General features: G+C 70.4%; 7 protein-coding genes, 1 tRNA gene and 2 pseudogenes. 3 read left to right on the top strand and 7 right to left on the bottom strand.

Annotation, left to right across the window (positions count from 1 at the left end; all coding sequences use genetic code 11):
* Window positions 1-265: 265 nt before the first annotated feature.
* From ASF49_RS24385 to ASF49_RS05025, 3 genes and pseudogenes are all read right to left on the bottom strand, one after another.
* A pseudogene (locus tag ASF49_RS24385) lies at window positions 266-947 on the bottom strand (PhnA-like protein); the annotation flags it as partial.
* Window position 948: 1 nt separating this feature from the next.
* Window positions 949-1,283: pseudogene (locus tag ASF49_RS24380) on the bottom strand (PhnA-like protein); the annotation flags it as partial.
* 46 nt (window positions 1,284-1,329) lie between these two features.
* Window positions 1,330-1,659 (bottom strand): CsbD family protein, encoded by a 330-nt coding sequence (locus ASF49_RS05025; RefSeq protein ID WP_056468761.1) that lies wholly within the window; start codon window positions 1,657-1,659, stop codon window positions 1,330-1,332.
* 359 nt (window positions 1,660-2,018) lie between these two features.
* Between ASF49_RS05025 and ASF49_RS05020 the strand changes: the two genes are divergently transcribed.
* Window positions 2,019-3,644, top strand: a complete 1,626-nt coding sequence (locus tag ASF49_RS05020; protein ID WP_056468758.1) for a hybrid sensor histidine kinase/response regulator — start codon at window positions 2,019-2,021, stop codon at window positions 3,642-3,644.
* A 75-nt stretch (window positions 3,645-3,719) separates the two neighbouring features.
* Here ASF49_RS05020 and ASF49_RS05015 read toward each other — a convergent pair whose 3' ends face one another.
* From ASF49_RS05015 to ASF49_RS05000, 4 genes are all read right to left on the bottom strand, one after another.
* Window positions 3,720-3,977, bottom strand: a complete 258-nt coding sequence (locus tag ASF49_RS05015) for a hypothetical protein (protein WP_056468755.1) — start codon at window positions 3,975-3,977, stop codon at window positions 3,720-3,722.
* A gap of 202 nt (window positions 3,978-4,179) precedes the next feature.
* Window positions 4,180-5,919 (bottom strand): bifunctional protein-serine/threonine kinase/phosphatase, encoded by a 1,740-nt coding sequence (locus ASF49_RS05010; RefSeq protein WP_056468752.1) that lies wholly within the window; start codon window positions 5,917-5,919, stop codon window positions 4,180-4,182.
* A 64-nt stretch (window positions 5,920-5,983) separates the two neighbouring features.
* Window positions 5,984-6,820: a formate/nitrite transporter family protein gene (locus ASF49_RS05005; RefSeq protein WP_056468749.1), complete on the bottom strand. Its 837-nt coding sequence runs from the start codon at window positions 6,818-6,820 to the stop codon at window positions 5,984-5,986.
* 493 nt (window positions 6,821-7,313) lie between these two features.
* Window positions 7,314-7,388, bottom strand: a tRNA-Val gene (locus tag ASF49_RS05000).
* Between the two features lie 316 nt (window positions 7,389-7,704).
* Here ASF49_RS05000 and ASF49_RS04995 point away from each other — a divergent pair.
* Entirely contained in the window at window positions 7,705-9,882 is a 2,178-nt protein-coding gene (locus tag ASF49_RS04995; protein WP_082510882.1) for a glycosyltransferase family 2 protein, read from the top strand.
* A gap of 460 nt (window positions 9,883-10,342) precedes the next feature.
* On the top strand, window positions 10,343-17,764 hold the full coding sequence (locus ASF49_RS04990) for a type I polyketide synthase (RefSeq protein ID WP_156652863.1): 7,422 nt from the start codon (window positions 10,343-10,345) through the stop codon (window positions 17,762-17,764).
* Window positions 17,765-17,772: the final 8 nt, after the last annotated feature.

Below are 17,772 nucleotides of genomic sequence, written 5' to 3'. Positions count from 1 at the left end.
CCGACGAGACCCTGTCGATCCGACGAGATTCGGATCTGCGGTGAACCGATGGGGCTGGCCGGTCAGGCCAGCCCCTCTCCGTTCAGGCGCGGCGGGCGTCGTATCCGGCCACGAGGGTGTCGGGCTTGGGGGCGCCGAGGCGGCCGCCGAGGAAGCCGGCGAGCGCGCCGAGGATCAGCGCCAGCGCGCCGTAGAAATGCCGCTGCAGCTCGATTTCACGAGTATTCTCGTCCNGGGGAGCGCCGGTCCAGTGCACGCTCTCCGTTCAGGCGCGGCGGGCGTCGTATCCGGCCACGAGGGTGTCGGGCTTGGGGGCGCCGAGGCGGCCGCCGAGGAAGCCGGCGAGCGCGCCGAGGATCAGCGCCAGCGCGCCGTAGAAGGCGCCCTGGGTGGCCGCCGACTTGGTGGCCAGGGCGGCGGCCTCGGCCTTCTGCTTGGCGCTGGCCACGGCCGCGTCGTACTGCTTGCGGTAGTCCTGGATCTGCGCCTTGGCCTGCTCGGCCGGGATGCCCTGCGCCTTGGCCAGCGCGTCGGCCGCGCGGGTCTCGGCCTCGGCCTTCTGGGCCGGATCRCCGGTGAACAGCGCCCGGATGGCGGCCACSGCCGCGTCCYTGGCCGCCTGCGGGTCCTGGCCGGCCGCCTGCTGGCGCACCGTCTGCTCGATGCCGTCCAGCGGGTTGGYGATCTTCGACAGGGAGGGGGCGGCCGCCTGGGCGGCCGTCTGCACCGTGCCGCCCACCAGCGAGCCGGCCCCGCCCAGCGTGCTGGTCACGCCCGAGAAGGCGCCCCCGATCAGGCCGCCGGCCGCCGAGGTCAGGAGGTAGAGCACCACCAGGGTGGTCACCGCCCAGGAGACCAGCCCGTGCAGGCCGGCCGCGCCCGCGACGGGCTTGCCCGAGAGGCGCCCGGCGATGAGGCCGCCGGCGAGCGCGGCGACCACGCCCGAGNCAGGAGACCAGCCCGTGCAGGCCGGCCGCGCCCGCGACGGGCTTGCCCGAGAGGCGCCCGGCGATGAGGCCGCCGGCGAGCGCGGCGACCACGCCCGAGGCCACGAACCAGAGGCCGGCGCCCAGCGAGAGGGTGGAGGCGGCCGGGTTGTCGGCGGCGTGGGCGCCGACGCTCGACAGGCCGACGCCCACGCCGACCATGTTGAGGATGACCTGGCTCACCAGGGCGGTGACCGCACCGGCGAAGATCGCGCCCCACGACACCTGATGAAGCAGGACCGTGCGGACGTCGGCTGAGGCGGCGGGCGTGGGGGACAGGATGGGCGAGGCGGCCACGGGATGCTCCGGATCGTTCGGGTGGCGGAAATGCGGGTGGGGATCGTCAGAGCTTCGCGACGAGGAGGCCGAGGCCGAAGCCGACGAGGCCGGCCACGAGGAGCGAGGCGTGGGGCCACGCCACCGAGCGCTCGTGGACGTCGTGCAACTGGCGCTTGCCCTGGTCGTAGGCGTCCTCGGCGTAGTCCGAGACCTCGTCGGCGACGTTGCGGACGGCGTCCTTGGCCTGGCCGTAGAGGTTCTCGGCCGAACCCTGGACTTCCCGCAGGCGCCCCTTCGCCGAATCCTCGCGCGACCCGACCAGATCGCCGATGGCGCCCTGGGCCTTGCCGGCGATCTCCTGGGCGGCGCCCGTCACACGATTGGTGTCGACCATGATGTTCTCCAGTCTTCGTCGGGAAAGAGGCTGCGCCGGGCCGGACCCGATGGGGCCGGGGATGCGGCCGGGGCGCGTCGGTCACGGGGCACAAACGGGTTGTGCGCAATCCTGTTCCGGCCACGCTCACGATTTCTGGTACGTACGCACTAGCGAGGCCGGACGGTGCATCAGGGGCGCGCCGGACCGGGTCCTACCCGTCCGCCCGGCCGGACCCTGCGACGGGCCTGCGACCACGCGCTCTCCGTCTGCCGTTCAACTTTTGTTCAGTGGCCATTCACGGCTTGCGGCCCGTATGTCGTCGGCCCATCTGGAATGGTTCAAGGCGCCCCCGGTGTCTCGAATACCGGAGCCTCGATTTGACGACTTCCCCCGAGAAGCCGAAGACCTATGGCCCGAAGACCCCTGTCAGCGGCAGCGGTCCCTCGGGCGTCGTCGACCAGCATCACGACATCTTCTTCGCGGCCGTCGAGACGACGCGGATGCCGATGATCGTCACGGATCCGCACCAGGCGGACAACCCGATCATCTTCGTCAACCGCGCCTTCGAGCGCATGACCGGCTACACCCGGGACGAACTGATCGGCACGAACTGCCGCTTCCTCCAGGGACCCGAGACGGATCGCGAGGTCGTCGCCGACCTGCGCCTCGCCATCCACGAGCAGCGCGAGTTCTCGACCGAGATCATCAACTACCGCAAGGACGGCGCTTCGTTCTGGAACGCGCTCTTCGTCTCCCCGGTGTTCAACCGGTCCGGCGAGCTCGTCTACTTCTTCGGCTCGCAGCTCGACGTCTCGCGTCGGCGCGATGCGGAGGAATCCCTGCATCAGGCGCAGAAGATGGAGAGCCTGGGCCAGCTCACCGGCGGCATCGCCCACGACTTCAACAACCTGCTCCAGGTGATCTCCGGGCACAACGAGGTCATGCTCGCGCTGATCGACCATCCCGACATCGACGTCGGGCGCCTGCGCCGGGCCGGAGAAGCCATCCGCGACGCCTCCGAGCGGGCCGCCAAGCTGACCCACCAGCTCCTCGCCTTCTCGCGCAAGCAGCGCCTGGAGGGCCGGCTCCTCAACCTCAACGGTCTCGTCCACAGCATGAGCGAGATGGCCGCGCGCACGCTGGGCGACCACGTCACCCTGCGCCAGGAGCTGCTGCCCGACCTCTGGAACACTCGCATCGACCCGACCCAGGCCGAGGTGGCGCTGCTCAACGTCATGCTGAACGCGCGCGATGCCATGCCGGGCGGCGGGACCGTCACGGTGAAGACGGAGAACCTCCTGGTCGAGGACGAGGACGCCGCCCTGTTCAAGACGGTCGGACCCGGGGCCTACGTCGTGGTCTCCGTCACCGATACCGGGAGCGGCATGCCGCCCGAGATCCTGAGCCGCGTGATGGAGCCGTTCTTCACCACCAAGAGCGAGGGCAAGGGCACCGGCCTCGGCCTCGCCATGGTCTACGGCTTCGCCAAGCAGTCGGGCGGCTCGGTGAAGATCTATTCCGAGGTCGGGCACGGCACGACAGTGCGGCTGCTGTTCCCGGCGAGCGACCAGAAGATCGAGGAGGAGCGCAAGGCGTCCCAGCGGGCCGCGGACCGGCACGGGACCGAGACGGTCCTCGTCGTCGACGACCGGCCGGACGTGGCCGAGACCGCGGGCATCATCCTGGAGGATTTCGGCTACAAGGTCGTCGTCGCCGACGGCCCCCGGGCCGCTATCGAGATCCTCGACGGCGAGCGCCGGATCGACCTCCTGTTCACCGACCTGATCATGCCGGGCGGGATGAACGGCGTCATGCTGGCCCGGGCCGCGCGCGAGCGCCAGCCGCGGATCAAGGTGCTGCTGACCACGGGCTACGCGGAGGCGTCCCTGGAGCGCACCGATGCCGGCGGCACCGAGTTCGAGATCATCAACAAGCCCTACAAGCGTCTCGAACTCGCGCGGCGCGTGCGACGCGTCATCGACGGTCCCACCGGCGTCGGCTGAGCGGGCGGGCGCCCGGGCCGGTCGCGACCGGGAACCGCTTCGGCCGGCCTGGTGCGGCGATGGCGGAGCGGAGCCTCATTCCGCGCGAAGATCGCATTCCGCGCGAAGATGGTCGCGGACATGCCGGAGGGTCGTCAAGGTGTCCATCTCACGCCACAGCGCCTCCATGGCGTCCGTCGCGTCGTAGCCGGTCCGGGCCAGGATCCTGACGGTGGCGGCCTTGGCGGAGGAGGACGCCTCCACCTCGGCGATGCAGGCGCCGATCTCCGCCAGGCAGGCCGCCCGGTCGAGGCCGGGTCCGAAGCATTTCCCGATGGACGGGCGCAGGGACATATCGGGGTTCCGTGGTTCGATTCGGTGCGCTGCTCCTATCACGCTTCGCGGCGTTGTGTATGAAATCATACATTCTGTCCCGCGGCATGGCGGACCCCGCGCCGCCCTCGTGGCGATCGGCGCGCGAAAACTCGGGCCCGACCCGTCCGCCTCGCCTCGGGGTCGGTGCGACGGGCGTCGAGCCGAGGACGGGTCGCCGTGCTCAGGCGGCCGACCGCGCCAGCAGGATGACGACGACGATCGCCAGGACGAGCGAGACGAGCTTCCAGAACAGCACCGGATCGCGTTCCAGAAGGGCCGTCCGTCCGAGACCGGGCAGCGACGGGTTCGGATGGCGCAGGTCGTGGACGAACGCCGAGAGGACCTCGTAGCGCTGGGCCGGGTTCGGATGCACCGCCTTGCGCAGGGCCGCGTCGACGTAGGGCGGCAGGCCGGGGCGTGCCGCGGCGACCGAGACGTAATGCAGGCGCCGCGCGCGCGCCTCGCTGAAGGCCCGCGTCGCCTCCGCGCCGTAGGGCAGGCGTCCGGTGAGCATCTGATAGGCGATCACGCCCACCGAGAAGATGTCCGATTGCGACGTGGCGGGCCGTCCGGCCAGGCATTCCGGTGCGGTGTACTGCACGGTCCCCAGGACCGTCTCGTCGATGGCCGGATCGTCGTCCGCGAGCCCGGCGATCCGGGTGGAGCCGAAATCGATGATCTGGACGGTGCCGGCGGCATCGATCAGGACGTTGTGGGGGCGCAGGTCCCGGTGCACCATCTCGCGCCGGTGGAAGGCCCGCAGGCCGACCGCGATCTGCTCGACGAGGCGCCGCACCGCCTCGAGCTCCGGGGCCGGGTTGTCGCGCAGCCACTGGGCGAGGGTCCGGCCTTCGACGTAGTCCATCACCGTGTAGAGGTGGCTGCGCCGCCGCGTCCGGGGCGGGGCGCCGAGCACGTGCGGGCTGTCGATGCGCCGCGCGACCCATTCCTCCATCATCAGCCGCTGCAGGCCGGCCGGGTCGGCGTGCAGGTCCGTCGACGGCACCTTGAGGGCGACCTTGCGTCCGCTCTCCGCGTCGATCGCCAGGTAGACGTGGCTGCGGTGGCTGCCATGCAGGGTCCGCAGCACGCGGTAGCCGTCGAACGTGGTCGGCGGATCGAGCAGCGGCGCCGGAGGCAGGTCGTCGATCCGGCCGGAGACCTCCGCGAGCGCGCCGTCGGGCACGGCCTCGACGCGCACGATCTGGACGGTGAGATTGTCGCCGCTGCCGTTCTCGTAGGCATCGCGGACGATCGCCTGGGCAGCCCGGTCGAGGTCGTCGCCGTGTCGCCGGATCAGCGCGACGATCGCCTCCGGCCGCACGTGCTCGTGCACGCCATCCGTCGTCAGGACGAACACGTCGCCCCGCTCGATCGCGACCGTGCGGTGGTCGATCTCGACATGCGCGGCCGCGCCGAGCGCCCGACCGAGATAGGACTCGTCGGCGGAGAGGGTGACGCGATGGTCCTCGGTCAGCACTTCGAGCGAGCGCTGGACGACGCGCGCGATGCGGGCGTCGCCCACGTGGAAGATGTGGGCGGTGCGCGACCTGAGGACGAGGGCGCTGAAGGTGGTGACGTAGCCGCGCTCGCCTGCCCCTTCGGGATCGTGCCGGTGCCGGTTTCGGCGGGTCTCGGCATGGAGCCACGAATTCGTCGCGGCGATGATCCGGCTCGCCGCCGTCTTCACCGACCAGGTCTCGGGCGTGTCGTAGTAGTCGGACAGGAAGCTCCTGACCGCCGTCTCGCTCGCGACGTGGCTGACGGGGCTGCTGCCGATCCCGTCCGCGATGGCGATGGCGCTTCCCCGCAGGGCCAGCGCGGCGTGCTCGGGGACGAGGGCGCCGTGGAAATCCTGGTTGGTCTCCTTGCGGCCGCGCTCGCTGCACTGGCCGAGGGAGAGGGTCAGAGTCGAAGGCATCGGCAGATCCCGGCGGTCGGGCCCGGCGCCGTGCGGCGCGCGGCCCGACCGTTCGAGCCGGCGATCAGGCCGCGAGGCGGCGCTCCGCGTTGCCGACGGTCCGCTTCGGGGCCGTGCGGACGTGGGTGGTGTAGAGCGTCAGGCCCGTGAAGGCGAGGCCGCCGACGAGGTTGCCGAGGACGGTCGGGATCTCGTTCCAGAAGAAGTAGTCGCCGATCGAGAACTGGCCGCCCATGAGCAGGCCGAAGGGGAACAGGAACATGTTCACCACGGAATGCTCGAAGGTCATGTAGAAGAACACCATGATCGGCATCCACATGGCGATCACCTTGCCGCTGACGGTGGTCGAGATCATCGCGCCGACGACGCCGGTGGAGACCATCCAGTTGCACAGCATGCCGCGGATGAAGATCGTGAACCAGCCGCCCACGCCGTGCGCGGCATAGCCGACGGTGCGCCGCTCGCCGATATGGGCGATGTATTCACCGACCTTGTCGGCCGGCGCCGTGAAGCCGAACGTGAACACGAAGCCCATCATGACGGCCACGGTGAGCGCGCCGAGGAAGTTGCCGAGGAAGACGAGGCCCCAGTTGCGCAGCACGCCGGCCCAGGTCACGCCGGGCCGGCGATCCAGGAGGGCGAGGGGCGCCAGCACGAACACGCCCGTGAGGAGGTCGAAGCCCAGGAGGTAGAGCATGCAGAAGCCGACCGGGAACAGGGCGGCGCCGAGGATGGGGATGCCGGTCTGCTGCGTGATGCTGACCGCGAAGACCGCGGCGAGCGCCAGGATCGCCCCGGCCATGTAGGCGCGGATGACGGTGTCGCGGGTCGACATGAAGATCTTGGATTCGCCTGCATCCACCATCTTGGTGACGAACTCAGCAGGAGCGAGATAGGCCATTGCGGGTCCTTTTCGGGTTCGGGCGTCTGCGAGGCTCGCCGGACCGGCCGGGCGTCGGCCCGGAATCCGACCACGCTCCGTTGCGCGGCCTGCAGCCGGGGACGCGCCTGCGGGCAGGCCCCCCGTCCAGGACGGGCATGCAAGATCCAGACCCGGCGCGATCCGATCCGCGTCCTCCGGATCGCTTCGGCGGACATCGATCCGGAGGACGCGCCCGGCCCGCCCCCACGCGCCGGCCCGGGGTCGGACGTCGCGCACCGCCGGTCGCGTGAAGATGATGGGGTGGTGAGCGGCCGGACGCCGTCGTCAGCGCTTCGGCTCCTGGGCATCGCAGGATCACCAGCAAGATCCCTTCCGGCGCCCTGCCCGCGTCCACGCGGACGCAGCCGACCTCCGTCCGAGCCGGCGCCTCTTCAGGAGGGGATGTCCGACGCAAAGAAAAAGGGCCCCGTACGGAGCCCTTGTTTTCTTCGGCCATTCCAAGAGTTTGGAATGGTGGGCGCGACAGGGATCGAACCTGTGACCCCTACCATGTCAAGGTAGTGCTCTCCCGCTGAGCTACGCGCCCTCACCGGTGCCGCTCGGCGCCGGTGGAGGGGGCTATAGCGTGGGGTTCCGGGGGGCGCAAGGGCTCTCGCGCCTGGATTTTCCGGCCTGCCGCCGGGCCGCGCCGTGTGTGGTCTGCGGCGCTGCGCAGGCGGTGGAAATGCGCTATGGCCGACGCGGCCCGGCGCGTGAGGGCGCATGCCGGTCCGGTCCGCTGCGCAGGGGACCGGGAGGCGAGGTGACGGTCGGGGCATGCGGTTCAACGAAGAGTGCGATCCGGCCCGCCGCCGATCCCGGAGACGGGCGATGATGCGCGCTGACGAGCGGGGCGCGTGACCATGCCCGCACCGGTGCTCACCGCCGCCCTCCCCCGCTCCCGCAAGGGGCCGGCGACGCGGCCCTTCGCGGCCGACGGCGCCGCCCTCGACCTCGACCTGGGGGAGGCCGGCCTCGGCGGCACCTGGGCGACGATCCGGTTCCGGGACGTCGGGAGCGGGGGTGTCTGCCGGCTGGTCCTGAGCGCCCGGTTCGTCGGGCGGGACGGCGCGGCCGGGACCGTGGTCCTCGCCGAGGAGGCGGAAGGGGGGGACCGCTTCGCCTGGACGGGGCGCCTTCCCGAGGGATTGCTGGCCCTGCGCCTGACGCCCCTCGCCCGCGAGACGGCGTTCCGCCTCGATGGATTCGTGATCCGCCGGCGCCGGCGCCCCGGCCTCGTCGCCCGCGCCCTTCGGCGGAACCCGGGCCTCGCGGCGCGCGCCGTCTACTGGCGCGCCCTCGGCCTCAAGGTGCGCGGACGGGCGCTGCTCCTGCGCGCGCTCCACGACCGGACCGAGACCGGTTACCAGACCTGGATCGCCCGCTTCGACACCCTCACCGAGGCGGACCGGCGGCGCATCCGCGGCGAGGTCGCCGCCTGGGCGGACCCGCCGCGGATCTCGGTGGTGATGCCGGTCCACGATCCGGCCCCCCGCGTCCTGGAGGCCGCCATCCGGTCGGTCCGCGCCCAGCTCTATCCGAACTGGGAGCTCTGCATCACCGACGATGCCTCCACCGATCCGGCGATCCCGCGCCTGCTCGCCCGCCACGCGCAGCAGGAGCCGCGCATCCGCGTCCACCGGCGCCCGGAGAACGGCCACATCGCCCGCGCCACCAACGACGCCCTCGCGCAGGCGGACGGCGCCTTCGTCGCCTTCCTCGACCACGACGACGTCCTGGCCGAAGGCGCGCTCTACCACGTGGCAGCCGCGATCCGGGCCGCGCCCGACCTCGTCGTGATCTACAGCGACGAGGACAAGATCGATGCGCGCGGGCGCCGGTTCGAGCCCCACTTCAAGGCGGGCTTCGACCGCGAACTCCTCTACGGACAGAACTACATCAATCACCTCACGGTGATCCGAACCGAGGCGATCCGGGCCGTCGGCGGGCTGCGCCCGGGCTTCGAGGGCAGCCAGGACCACGATCTCCTCCTGCGGGTCACGGCCGGGCTCGAGCCCGCGCGCATCCGCCACATCCCGCGGGTGCTCTACCACTGGCGCGCGGCGGGCGGCTCGGGGACGTTCTCGGACCGGGCGCTGGAGCGGACCGAGGTGGCGCGGCTGCGCGCCCTGGCGGAGGTCGCCGCCCCCCTGGGGGCGACGGCGGCCCGGGGACCCCTCGGTTTCAACCGGCTCGTCCGTCCTGTCCCGGAGCCGGCTCCCCTGGTCTCGGTCGTCATCCCGACCCGGGACCAGGCGGACCTGCTCGCCGTGGCTCTCGCGGGCGTCCTCGATGCGACTGATTACCCGGCCATCGAAGTCATCGTGGTCGACAACGAGAGCCGCGAGGCGCGCACGCGCGACCTCTTCACGCGCTTGTCGGTATACGACGCGCGCGTCCGCATCCTGCCTGTCCCGGGATCCTTCAACTTCTCCGACCTGTCCAACCGCGGCGCCGCGGCGGCGCGGGGATCGCTCCTCCTGTTCCTGAACAACGACATCGAGGTGATCGAGCCGGGCTGGCTGCGCGAAATGGTCTCCATCGCGCTCGCACCGGATATCGGCGCGGTGGGAGCGAAGCTGCTCTATCCCGATCGCACGCTCCAGCACGGCGGCATCGTTCTCGGGATCGGCGGCGTCGCCGGCCACAGCCATCCCGGCCTGCCCGCGGACGATCCGGGCTACTTCGCCCGGATGGTCCTGACCCAGGAGGTCTCGGCGGTGACCGGCGCCTGCCTGCTCCTTCGGACGGCGGTCTTCGCGGCGAGCGGCGGATTCGACGCCGACGCCCTCGCCGTCGCCTTCAACGATGTCGATCTCTGCCTGCGGTTGCGCGCGCGAGGTCTTCGCAACGTCTGGACGCCCCATGCCCGGTTGATCCACCATGAATCGAAGAGCCGGGGGGCGGAGGATACGCCCGAGAAACGCGAGCGCTTCGAGCGCGAGGTTCGTGTGATGCAGGCTCGCTGGGCCGCAGAACTGCGCGCCGATCCCTATTACAATCCGAATCTTTCTCGGGATGCGGCGCGCTATCGGCTCTGATGCTGCGCTGCGGCGGCGTTCCGTCGCACCGCAAAGTCGCCGCAATCGGCCGCTTAATCCGCAATCACGCGGCGTAAGAGAGGGTTCGTCGCGTCGAAGGCCTTCCTCGGTATCCCAAACTCCGGGGATCAGCGCCGACCTCTCGATCCATCCTCTGGCTCAGCGCAGTGGACCGCGTCGGCGCCGGATCGAGGCACGATACCCGGATTATGGCAATTGTTTGAAATTAACCGTCTGCGATAGAGACGAAGTCATCGGTCATTACGGTGCTTTGCTCCTTCGTCTTGCCGGAATGATTGATGAAGACGTGCAACAGGGTCGGTGTTCCAGACCGGTGACTGCCCTGATTCGGGCCTCTCCGGTTGGACAGTAGCCTAGAGCCATACTAAGGATCAGGCTGGTTGCCGCCGGTGGTACAAATCGATCCTGTCCCCCGTTCAAGAGCGTGTGCGAATCGAACGTGACACAACGTACAGACATCGCGATCATCGGCCGTGCCTGCCGGCTTCCCGGCGCCTCGAGTGTCGACGGACTTTGGCAGCTTCTCACCGAGGCGCGATGCGCCGTCGGTCGCATCCCGGATGATCGGTGGTCGCTGGAGCGATTTGGGCATCCGCGCGCGCAGGAGCGTGGCAAGAGCTACACGTGGTCGGCCGGTGTTCTCGACGACATCTGGTCGTTCGATCCAGGCGTCTTCGGCATCTCGCCCCGCGAGGCCGAGCAGATGGACCCGCAGCAGCGGCTGCTCCTGGAACTCACCTGGGAGGCCCTGGAGGATGCGGGGCTGCGCCCCTCGGACGTGGCTGGCAGCCAGATCGGCGTGTTCGTCGGCGCCTCGTCCCTCGATTACGGCAATCTGCGCGTCCTCGACACCTCGTCGGGCGATGCCTACGCGGCCACCGGCAACACGCTTTCGATCCTGTCGAACCGCATCTCCTACATCTACGACCTGAAAGGGCCAAGCTTCACCGTCGACACGGCCTGTTCGTCGTCCCTCGTCGCCCTCGATGCCGCGGTCGCGGCCATCTCCAGCGGCCGGATCGACACTGCCGTCGTCGCCGGCGTGAACCTGCTGGCGAGCCCCTTCAACTTCATCTGCTTCTCGAACGCGCAGATGCTCTCGCGCACCGGCCTGTGCCAGGCCTTCTCGTCGAGCGCCGACGGCTACGTGCGCTCGGAAGGCGGTGTCGTCCTCGTGTTGAAATCCGCCAAGGCGGCGATCCGCGACGGCAGCACCGTGCGGGGCGTCATCGCGGCGAGCGGCGTCAATTCGGACGGCCGCACCACCGGCATCTCTCTCCCCTCCGGCTACGCGCAGGGCGCGCTGCTGGAGCAGGTCTACCGCGAGGCCGAGATCGACCTCGATTCCGTGGTCTTCGTCGAGGCCCACGGCACCGGTACGCCCGTGGGCGACCCGATCGAAGCGAGCGCCATCGGCGGCAAGCTGGGCCGTCCGCGCAAGGCGCCCCTGCCGATCGGCTCGATCAAGAGCAACATCGGCCATACCGAGCCGGTCTCGGGCCTCGCCGGCCTGCTCAAGGCGAGCCTCGCCCTCGAGCATGACCTGTTTCCGACCTCGTTGCATGCGGCCGAGCTGAACCCCGAGATCCCGTTCCAGGATCTCAATCTGTCGGTGACGAACAAGCCTCTGCCCCTCGCCCGCGACGGCAAGGCGCGCTTCGCCGGGGTGAACTCCTTCGGGTTCGGCGGCACCAACGCCCACGTGGTCCTGACCGATGGTCAACCGACTCGCGCTGGCGGCGCCACTCCCGAGGTGACCCGCACCCCGGAGGTGCTGCTGCTCTCCGCCCAGAGCCGCGCCGCCCTCAACGAACTCGCCCTCGACTACGCCGAACGCTTCGACGGCGCGGACAAGGCCGAGATCGCCCGGATCGCCGCCGCTGCCGCCCATCGTCGCGAGCGGCTGTCCTCTCGCTTGGCCGTGACCCTGGACGCCGACCTCTCCGCGGTGCTGCGCGCCGTCGGCGAGGCCGAGGATGCACCCGACGCCCTGCTCGGGACCGCCGTTGACCGCGCGGCTGAGGTCGCCTTCGTCTATTCCGGCAACGGCAGCCAATGGGCCGGCATGGGTCGCGAGGCCTATGACCAGAACGCCGTCTTCAGAGAGGCCTTCGACCGCATCGACGGCCTGTTCGATGCCCTCTCCGGCTGGTCGCTGAAGGAAGCTCTGTTCGCCGAAGATCTGGACGAGCGCCTCGTCCTCACGCGGGTGTCGCAGCCCCTGATCTTCGCCATCTCGAGCGCCTCGACGACGGCCCTCCGGGCCCGCGGCCTGACGCCGAGCTACGTCCTCGGCCACAGCGTCGGCGAGATTGCGGCGGCCGAGGCCGCCGGCATCCTCAGCCTCGAACAGGCCGTGAAGGTCATCTTCTACCGCAGCAAGCACCAGGAGACGACGCGCGGCTTCGGCACGATGGCGGTGCTGCTCGCGCCCGCCGACGAGATCGAGCTGTTCCTGAAGGACTATCCGAGCCTCGACATCGCCGCCTACAACAGCCCCAAGGCCATCACGGTGGCGGGCCCGGTGGCGGATATCGACGCGGCCATGAAGGCGCTGGCACGCAAGCGTCGGCGCGGGCGCAAGCTCGACCTCGAATACCCGTTCCACGGCCGTCTGATGAACCCGACCGAGAAGCCGCTGCTGCGGGATCTCGCCGGGCTGAAGCCGCATGCCGCTACGACCCCGATGGTGTCGACCGTCACCGGGAAGGTGCTGGCCGGTGACCAGTTCGGAGCCGGCTACTGGTGGCGCAACATTCGCGAGCCGGTGCGCTTCTGCGAGGCCGTGCAGGAGGCGACCCGGCAGGGCGCCCGCGTCTTCATCGAGGTCGGCCCGCGCGCGACGCTGCTCTCGCATATCGGCGACGCCATCGAGCCGCTCGGTATCGAGAATGCCACCATCGGCGTCCTCCATCGCAAGCCGGCGGGCGGCGACCCGATCGCCCGCACCGTCGCGGCCGCCCTCGTCCAGGGTGCCGCCGTCGACGAGGTGACGGTGTTCGGAGAGAACCCGGCCGGCGATGTCTCGCTACCGCTCTATCCCTGGCAGCGCCGGACCTTCCGGCTGGCGGAGACCACCGAGGGGGTTGGCGCGGCGACTCCGCGCCCCTACCACCCACTCTACGGTTCTCGCGTCGCGCCGGACGGCCTCGAATGGCACGGCCACCTCGACATCGCGACGTTGCCCGAGCTCGATGATCACCGCATCGACGGCCAGGCGATCCTGCCCGGCGCGGCCTTCATCGAGATGGCGCTCGGCGTCGCCCGCGAAGCGATGAAGACCGATAGTGTGGTCCTCGCGGAGTTCGAGATCCAGTCGCCGATGGTGTTCGGTGAGGAATCCCTGCGGGAGGTCGCGGTGCGCGTCGCTGGTTCCGGCAACGCGATCCAGATCCTCAGCCGGCCGCGCCTGACCCAGGCCGCTTGGCAGCTTCACGCCGCAGCCAAGATCATCGACGGCAGCTTCCCGGCGCCCGAGCCGGTGGACATGCACGTTCCCGACGAGCAGGCCGTCGCAGGTGAAGGCCTGTACCGCCTCGCCGCCGCCTCCGGCCTCGGCTTCGGTCCGACCTTCCGACAGGTCGCGGTGAGTGCACGCCTCGACGAGACCACCATCGTCTCCGAGCTGTTGCCCGCCGAGGTCGATGCCCGCTTCGGGCTGGTGCCCGCGCGCCTCGATTCCTGCTTCCACGGCCTCATCCTGCTCTTCGCCGGGCTGATGGGCGAAGGCTCGACCAAGGCCTACGTCCCGGTTCGCTTCGGTGAGATCCGCCTCGTGAAGCCCGGCGCCGTCATCGCCCGGGCGATGATCCGGACTCGGCGGGCGAACGAGCGCAGCATCCTGGCCGACTTCACCCTGGTGGATGCCGAGGGCGCGGTCATCGCCACGCTCCGGGAGGGCCGCTTCCAGGCCCTTCGGGCCAAGAACGGCAGCGATCTCGCGGCCTACGCCATCGCGCAGCGGCCCGAGCTCGCCACCGAGCCGACTGCTATCGCGATGGAGCGTGGAAAGCGCGTCGCGGACGCGATCCGTCCGGCCTTCAAGGTCGCCGTGGCACCGGCCGAGGCGCCGCTGGCGCCGGGGCACCTCCTTCTCGAAGGGTGGGCGACCTCGATGGCCTACCGTCTCGCGGAAGGCCTGCAGCGCTCCGGCACCGTGGCCATCGACGAGCGCTTGCCCGAGGCGATGCGCCCCTGGCTCCTCAATGCCCTCTACGCCCTCGAGAGCAGCGACCTTGCCACCCTCGACGGCGAGCGCTGGACGCTGCGCAAGGACGTGTCCCTGCCGGCGCCCGACGAGATCATGCGCTGGATCGCGGCGGACCATCCCGAACTCTCGGCCGAGCTCGTGCTCACCGCCGACATCGGCGCCGTGGTCGGACGGCTGCTCTCGGGCGGCCTGACCGAGGCCCCCAGCCTCTCGCAGAACGCCCTCGACGCCTTCATCCTGCGCAGTGCGACGGCGCGGGCTTCCGCCGACGTGATCGCCGATCTCACCGAGTCCGGCCGTGCCGCCCTGCCCCGCGACCGCGCACTGCGGGTGCTTCAAGTCGGTTTCGGCCCGCTCTCCGCCCAGGCGGCCGCCTTCGCCGGCGGCATCGAGGCGCAGCTGACGGTGTTCGAGGCCGACCGTCGCCTGGCGGAGCGCGCACGCCTTGCCCTGCCGCGCGGCGTCACCGTGATCGAAGACGCGGCCGAACTCACGCCCGGCAGCTTCGACGCGATCCTGGCGAGCAACGTCCTGCACCGCTCCGAGCGGACGCTGCTCGGCACGGTCGCCGACGCCCTGGCCACGGGCGGTTTCCTCGTCGCCGTCGAGCCCGGCGCTTCGCTGTTCCGCGACCTCGTCTTCGGCCTGACGCCGGACTGGTTCGAGGCCACCGCCGACATGCCCGTGGGCCGCCTTGACGACATCACCGGCTGGCAGCGTGCGCTGAGCGACACGGGCCTGGTGCGGGTGGCGGTCGACCGCGCGGTCTCCGCCAACGGCGACGACCTCCTGTTCCTCGCCGAGGCTCCGGTGCGGGCGAAGCCCGCCCCCGGACAGACCTTCGCTTTCGTCATCGGCTCGCACGACGCCTTCGCGGCGGAGACCGCCTCGTCGCTGGCGACCCTCCTGGTGGCGAGCGGCGTCCACGTCTCGATCATCCTCGACTCCGAGCAGTCCCTGCTCGAACTGGAACGCGAAACGCCGGACACGGTCGTGTTCCTCGCCGGCGCCTTCAATCAGGGTGGCGCGGCAGCCGATCGCCTGCGCGAGCGCTGCCTGAGCCTGAAGCGCTGCGTCGAGCATCTCGGCAGCCGCCAGACCCGGCTCTGGGTCGTCTGCCCCGGAGCGACCCGCGATGCCGGCGACCCGAGCGGGTCGGTGGAAGCCGGCGTCTGGGCCTTCAGCCGGACGCTCGCCAACGAGGTGGCCAATCTCGACGTGCGTCGGATCGATCTCGCCGAGGCCCTCTCGACCAAGGTCGCCGCCGAGCGTCTGCGCGACCTGATCCTGTCGGGCACACTCGAGACCGAGATCATCCTCGATGCCGACCGGACCCGAGTGATCCGGTTCTCGCCGGGCCAACTGGCCCGTCGTCCCGGAGCCGACGCGGTCCCGGCCCCGGCCGCACGCCTGGAGCGCAGCAACACGGGCGGCCTCAACGAGATGGCCTGGGGACCGGCGACGCGCCGGACGCCCGGTCGCGGCGAGGTCGAGATCGCGGTCGAGGCCACCGGCCTCAACTTCCGCGACGTCCTCTGGGCCCTTTCGATGCTGCCCGAGGAGATCCTGGAGGATGGCTTCGCCGGGCCTCGCCTGGGCCTCGAAGTGGCCGGACGGGTTCTCTCCGTCGGCAAGGGTGTCGAGGCGTTCAAGCCCGGCGACCGCGTCGTCGCCTTCGCGCAATCGGGTTTCGCGACCCACATCGTCGTGCCCGAACTCGTGGTGGCCCCGAGCCCGCCCGGCCTCGATCCGCAGGCGGCCGCCACCGTGCCGGTCGCCTTCCTCACCGCCTATTACGGCCTCGTCAGCTGCGCCCGCCTGCGCCGCGGCGAGTGGGTGCTGGTCCATGGCGGCGCCGGCGGCGTCGGCCTCGCGGCTCTGCAGATCGCCAAGCTCAAGGGCGCGCGCGTCATCGCCACCGCGGGCTCGCGGGAGAAGCGCGCCCTGGTCAAGGCGCTCGGAGCCGAGCACGTGCTCGACTCGCGTTCCCTCGCCTTCGTGGACGATGTCCGCCGGATCACCGGCGACGGCGTCGGCGTGGTGCTGAACAGCCTGTTCGGCGAAGCGATGGAGCGAAGCCTCAACGTTCTCAAGCCCTTCGGCCGCTTCATCGAGTTGGGCAAGCGCGACTACGTCGCCAACACCCATATCGGCCTGCGCCCGTTCCGCCGGAATCTCTCCTACTTCGGTGTCGACCTCGATCAGGTGCTCCAGCATCAGGGCGAGGACGGGGCCCGGCTGTTCCGCGAAGTCATGTCCCTGTTCAAGGAGGGCGGCCTGAAGCCGCTGCCCTTCCAGCCCTTCACGGCGGACGAGGTCTCGGACGCCTTCCGCCTGATGCAGCAATCGGGTCACGTGGGTAAGATCGTCATCGCTCCGCCGAAGCCCGGCAGCGTGATGCAACCCGAGAAGTCCGCCTTCGCGATCTCCCCGGAAGGTGTCCACCTCGTCACCGGCGGCCTCGGCGGCTTCGGCATCGAGGCGGCCCGCTGGCTCGCGGACCGGGGCGCGAAGCACATCGTCCTCGTCGGACGCAACGGGGCGGCAAGCCCGGACGCCAAGCAGGTGGTGGCCGATCTCGGTGCTCGCGGCGTCAACGTCGCCGCGATGGCCTGCGACATCACCAGCCGCAAGGCCGTGGACGCGCTGCTGGACGACGTGGAGCGCAAGGGCCGGTCCCTGGCCGGCGTGATCCACGGCGCGATGGTGCTGCAGGACGGTCTGATCGCCAACATCGACGCCGCCGCCCTCGATACGGTCATCCGGCCGAAGGTCATCGGTGCCGAGCATCTCGATGCGGCGACGCGCACGCGCGCGCTCGACTACTTCGTGATGTTCTCCTCGGCCACGACCTTCATCGGCAATCCGGGCCAGGGCGCCTACGTCGCTGCGAACGGGTTCATGGAAGGTCTCGCCCGGCGTCGGCGCAAGCTCGGCCTACCGGCGCTGGCCGTCGCCTGGGGTGCCATCGGCGATGTCGGCGTGCTGGCGCGAAACCGTGCGGTGATGGAGACCCTGGCGGGTCGCGTCGGCGTGACCCCGATGGATGCCCGCCACTGCCTCGACCTCATGGCCGACGCGCTGGAAGGCCAGGGGACGAACCCGGACGACGCCGTGATCGCCATCGCGTCGATGCATTGGGGCAAGGCACGCGAGCGCCTCGCCACGATGAAGAGCCCGAGCTACGCCGAGCTGGGTTCGGACCAGCAGATGGAAGCCGGCACGGTGGCGGCCATCAACATCGGTATGCTGCTGAAGACGCAGGACATCGACACGGTGCGCAAGACGGTGGCCGACGCCATCGTGGAGGACATCGCGCGCATCCTTCGCCTGCCCAAGGACGACATCAGTCGCGTGCGCCATCTCTCCGAGATCGGCCTCGACTCGCTGATGGGCGTGGAACTCGGCGCCAGCCTGCAGGAGCGCTTCGCCCTGGAGGCGCCTCCGTCCGGCATCTCCTCCGGCCTCACCGTCAACGAGCTCACCGAAACCCTGATCCAGTCGATCGCGGCTCCGGTGGACGAGGCGGCGGCGGCCGTCATGAGCCTGGCTCAGCGCCATGCCAGCGAGGGCGTGGACGTCCGTACCCTCGAGCCCTTCCACGCGATGGTCGAAGAAAACAGCCTCGCCATCAAAGAAATCCTTCCGTGAACGATTCC

It is taken from the genome of Methylobacterium sp. Leaf104 (genome assembly GCF_001422885.1).
In the GTDB taxonomy this organism is placed as follows: domain Bacteria; phylum Pseudomonadota; class Alphaproteobacteria; order Rhizobiales; family Beijerinckiaceae; genus Methylobacterium.
Note: the sequence above shows the minus strand (reverse complement) of the source record. Positions and strands in the feature narration are given on the sequence as shown.

Coding starts and splice junctions, on each gene's coding strand:
- ASF49_RS05025 (WP_056468761.1), bottom strand. CDS start 1,659: ATGGTCGACACCAATCGTGTGACGGGCGCCGCCCAGGAGATCGCCGGC.
- ASF49_RS05015 (WP_056468755.1), bottom strand. CDS start 3,977: ATGTCCCTGCGCCCGTCCATCGGGAAATGCTTCGGACCCGGCCTCGAC.
- ASF49_RS05010 (WP_056468752.1), bottom strand. CDS start 5,919: ATGCCTTCGACTCTGACCCTCTCCCTCGGCCAGTGCAGCGAGCGCGGC.
- ASF49_RS05005 (WP_056468749.1), bottom strand. CDS start 6,820: ATGGCCTATCTCGCTCCTGCTGAGTTCGTCACCAAGATGGTGGATGCA.
- ASF49_RS04995 (WP_082510882.1), top strand. CDS start 7,705: ATGCCCGCACCGGTGCTCACCGCCGCCCTCCCCCGCTCCCGCAAGGGG.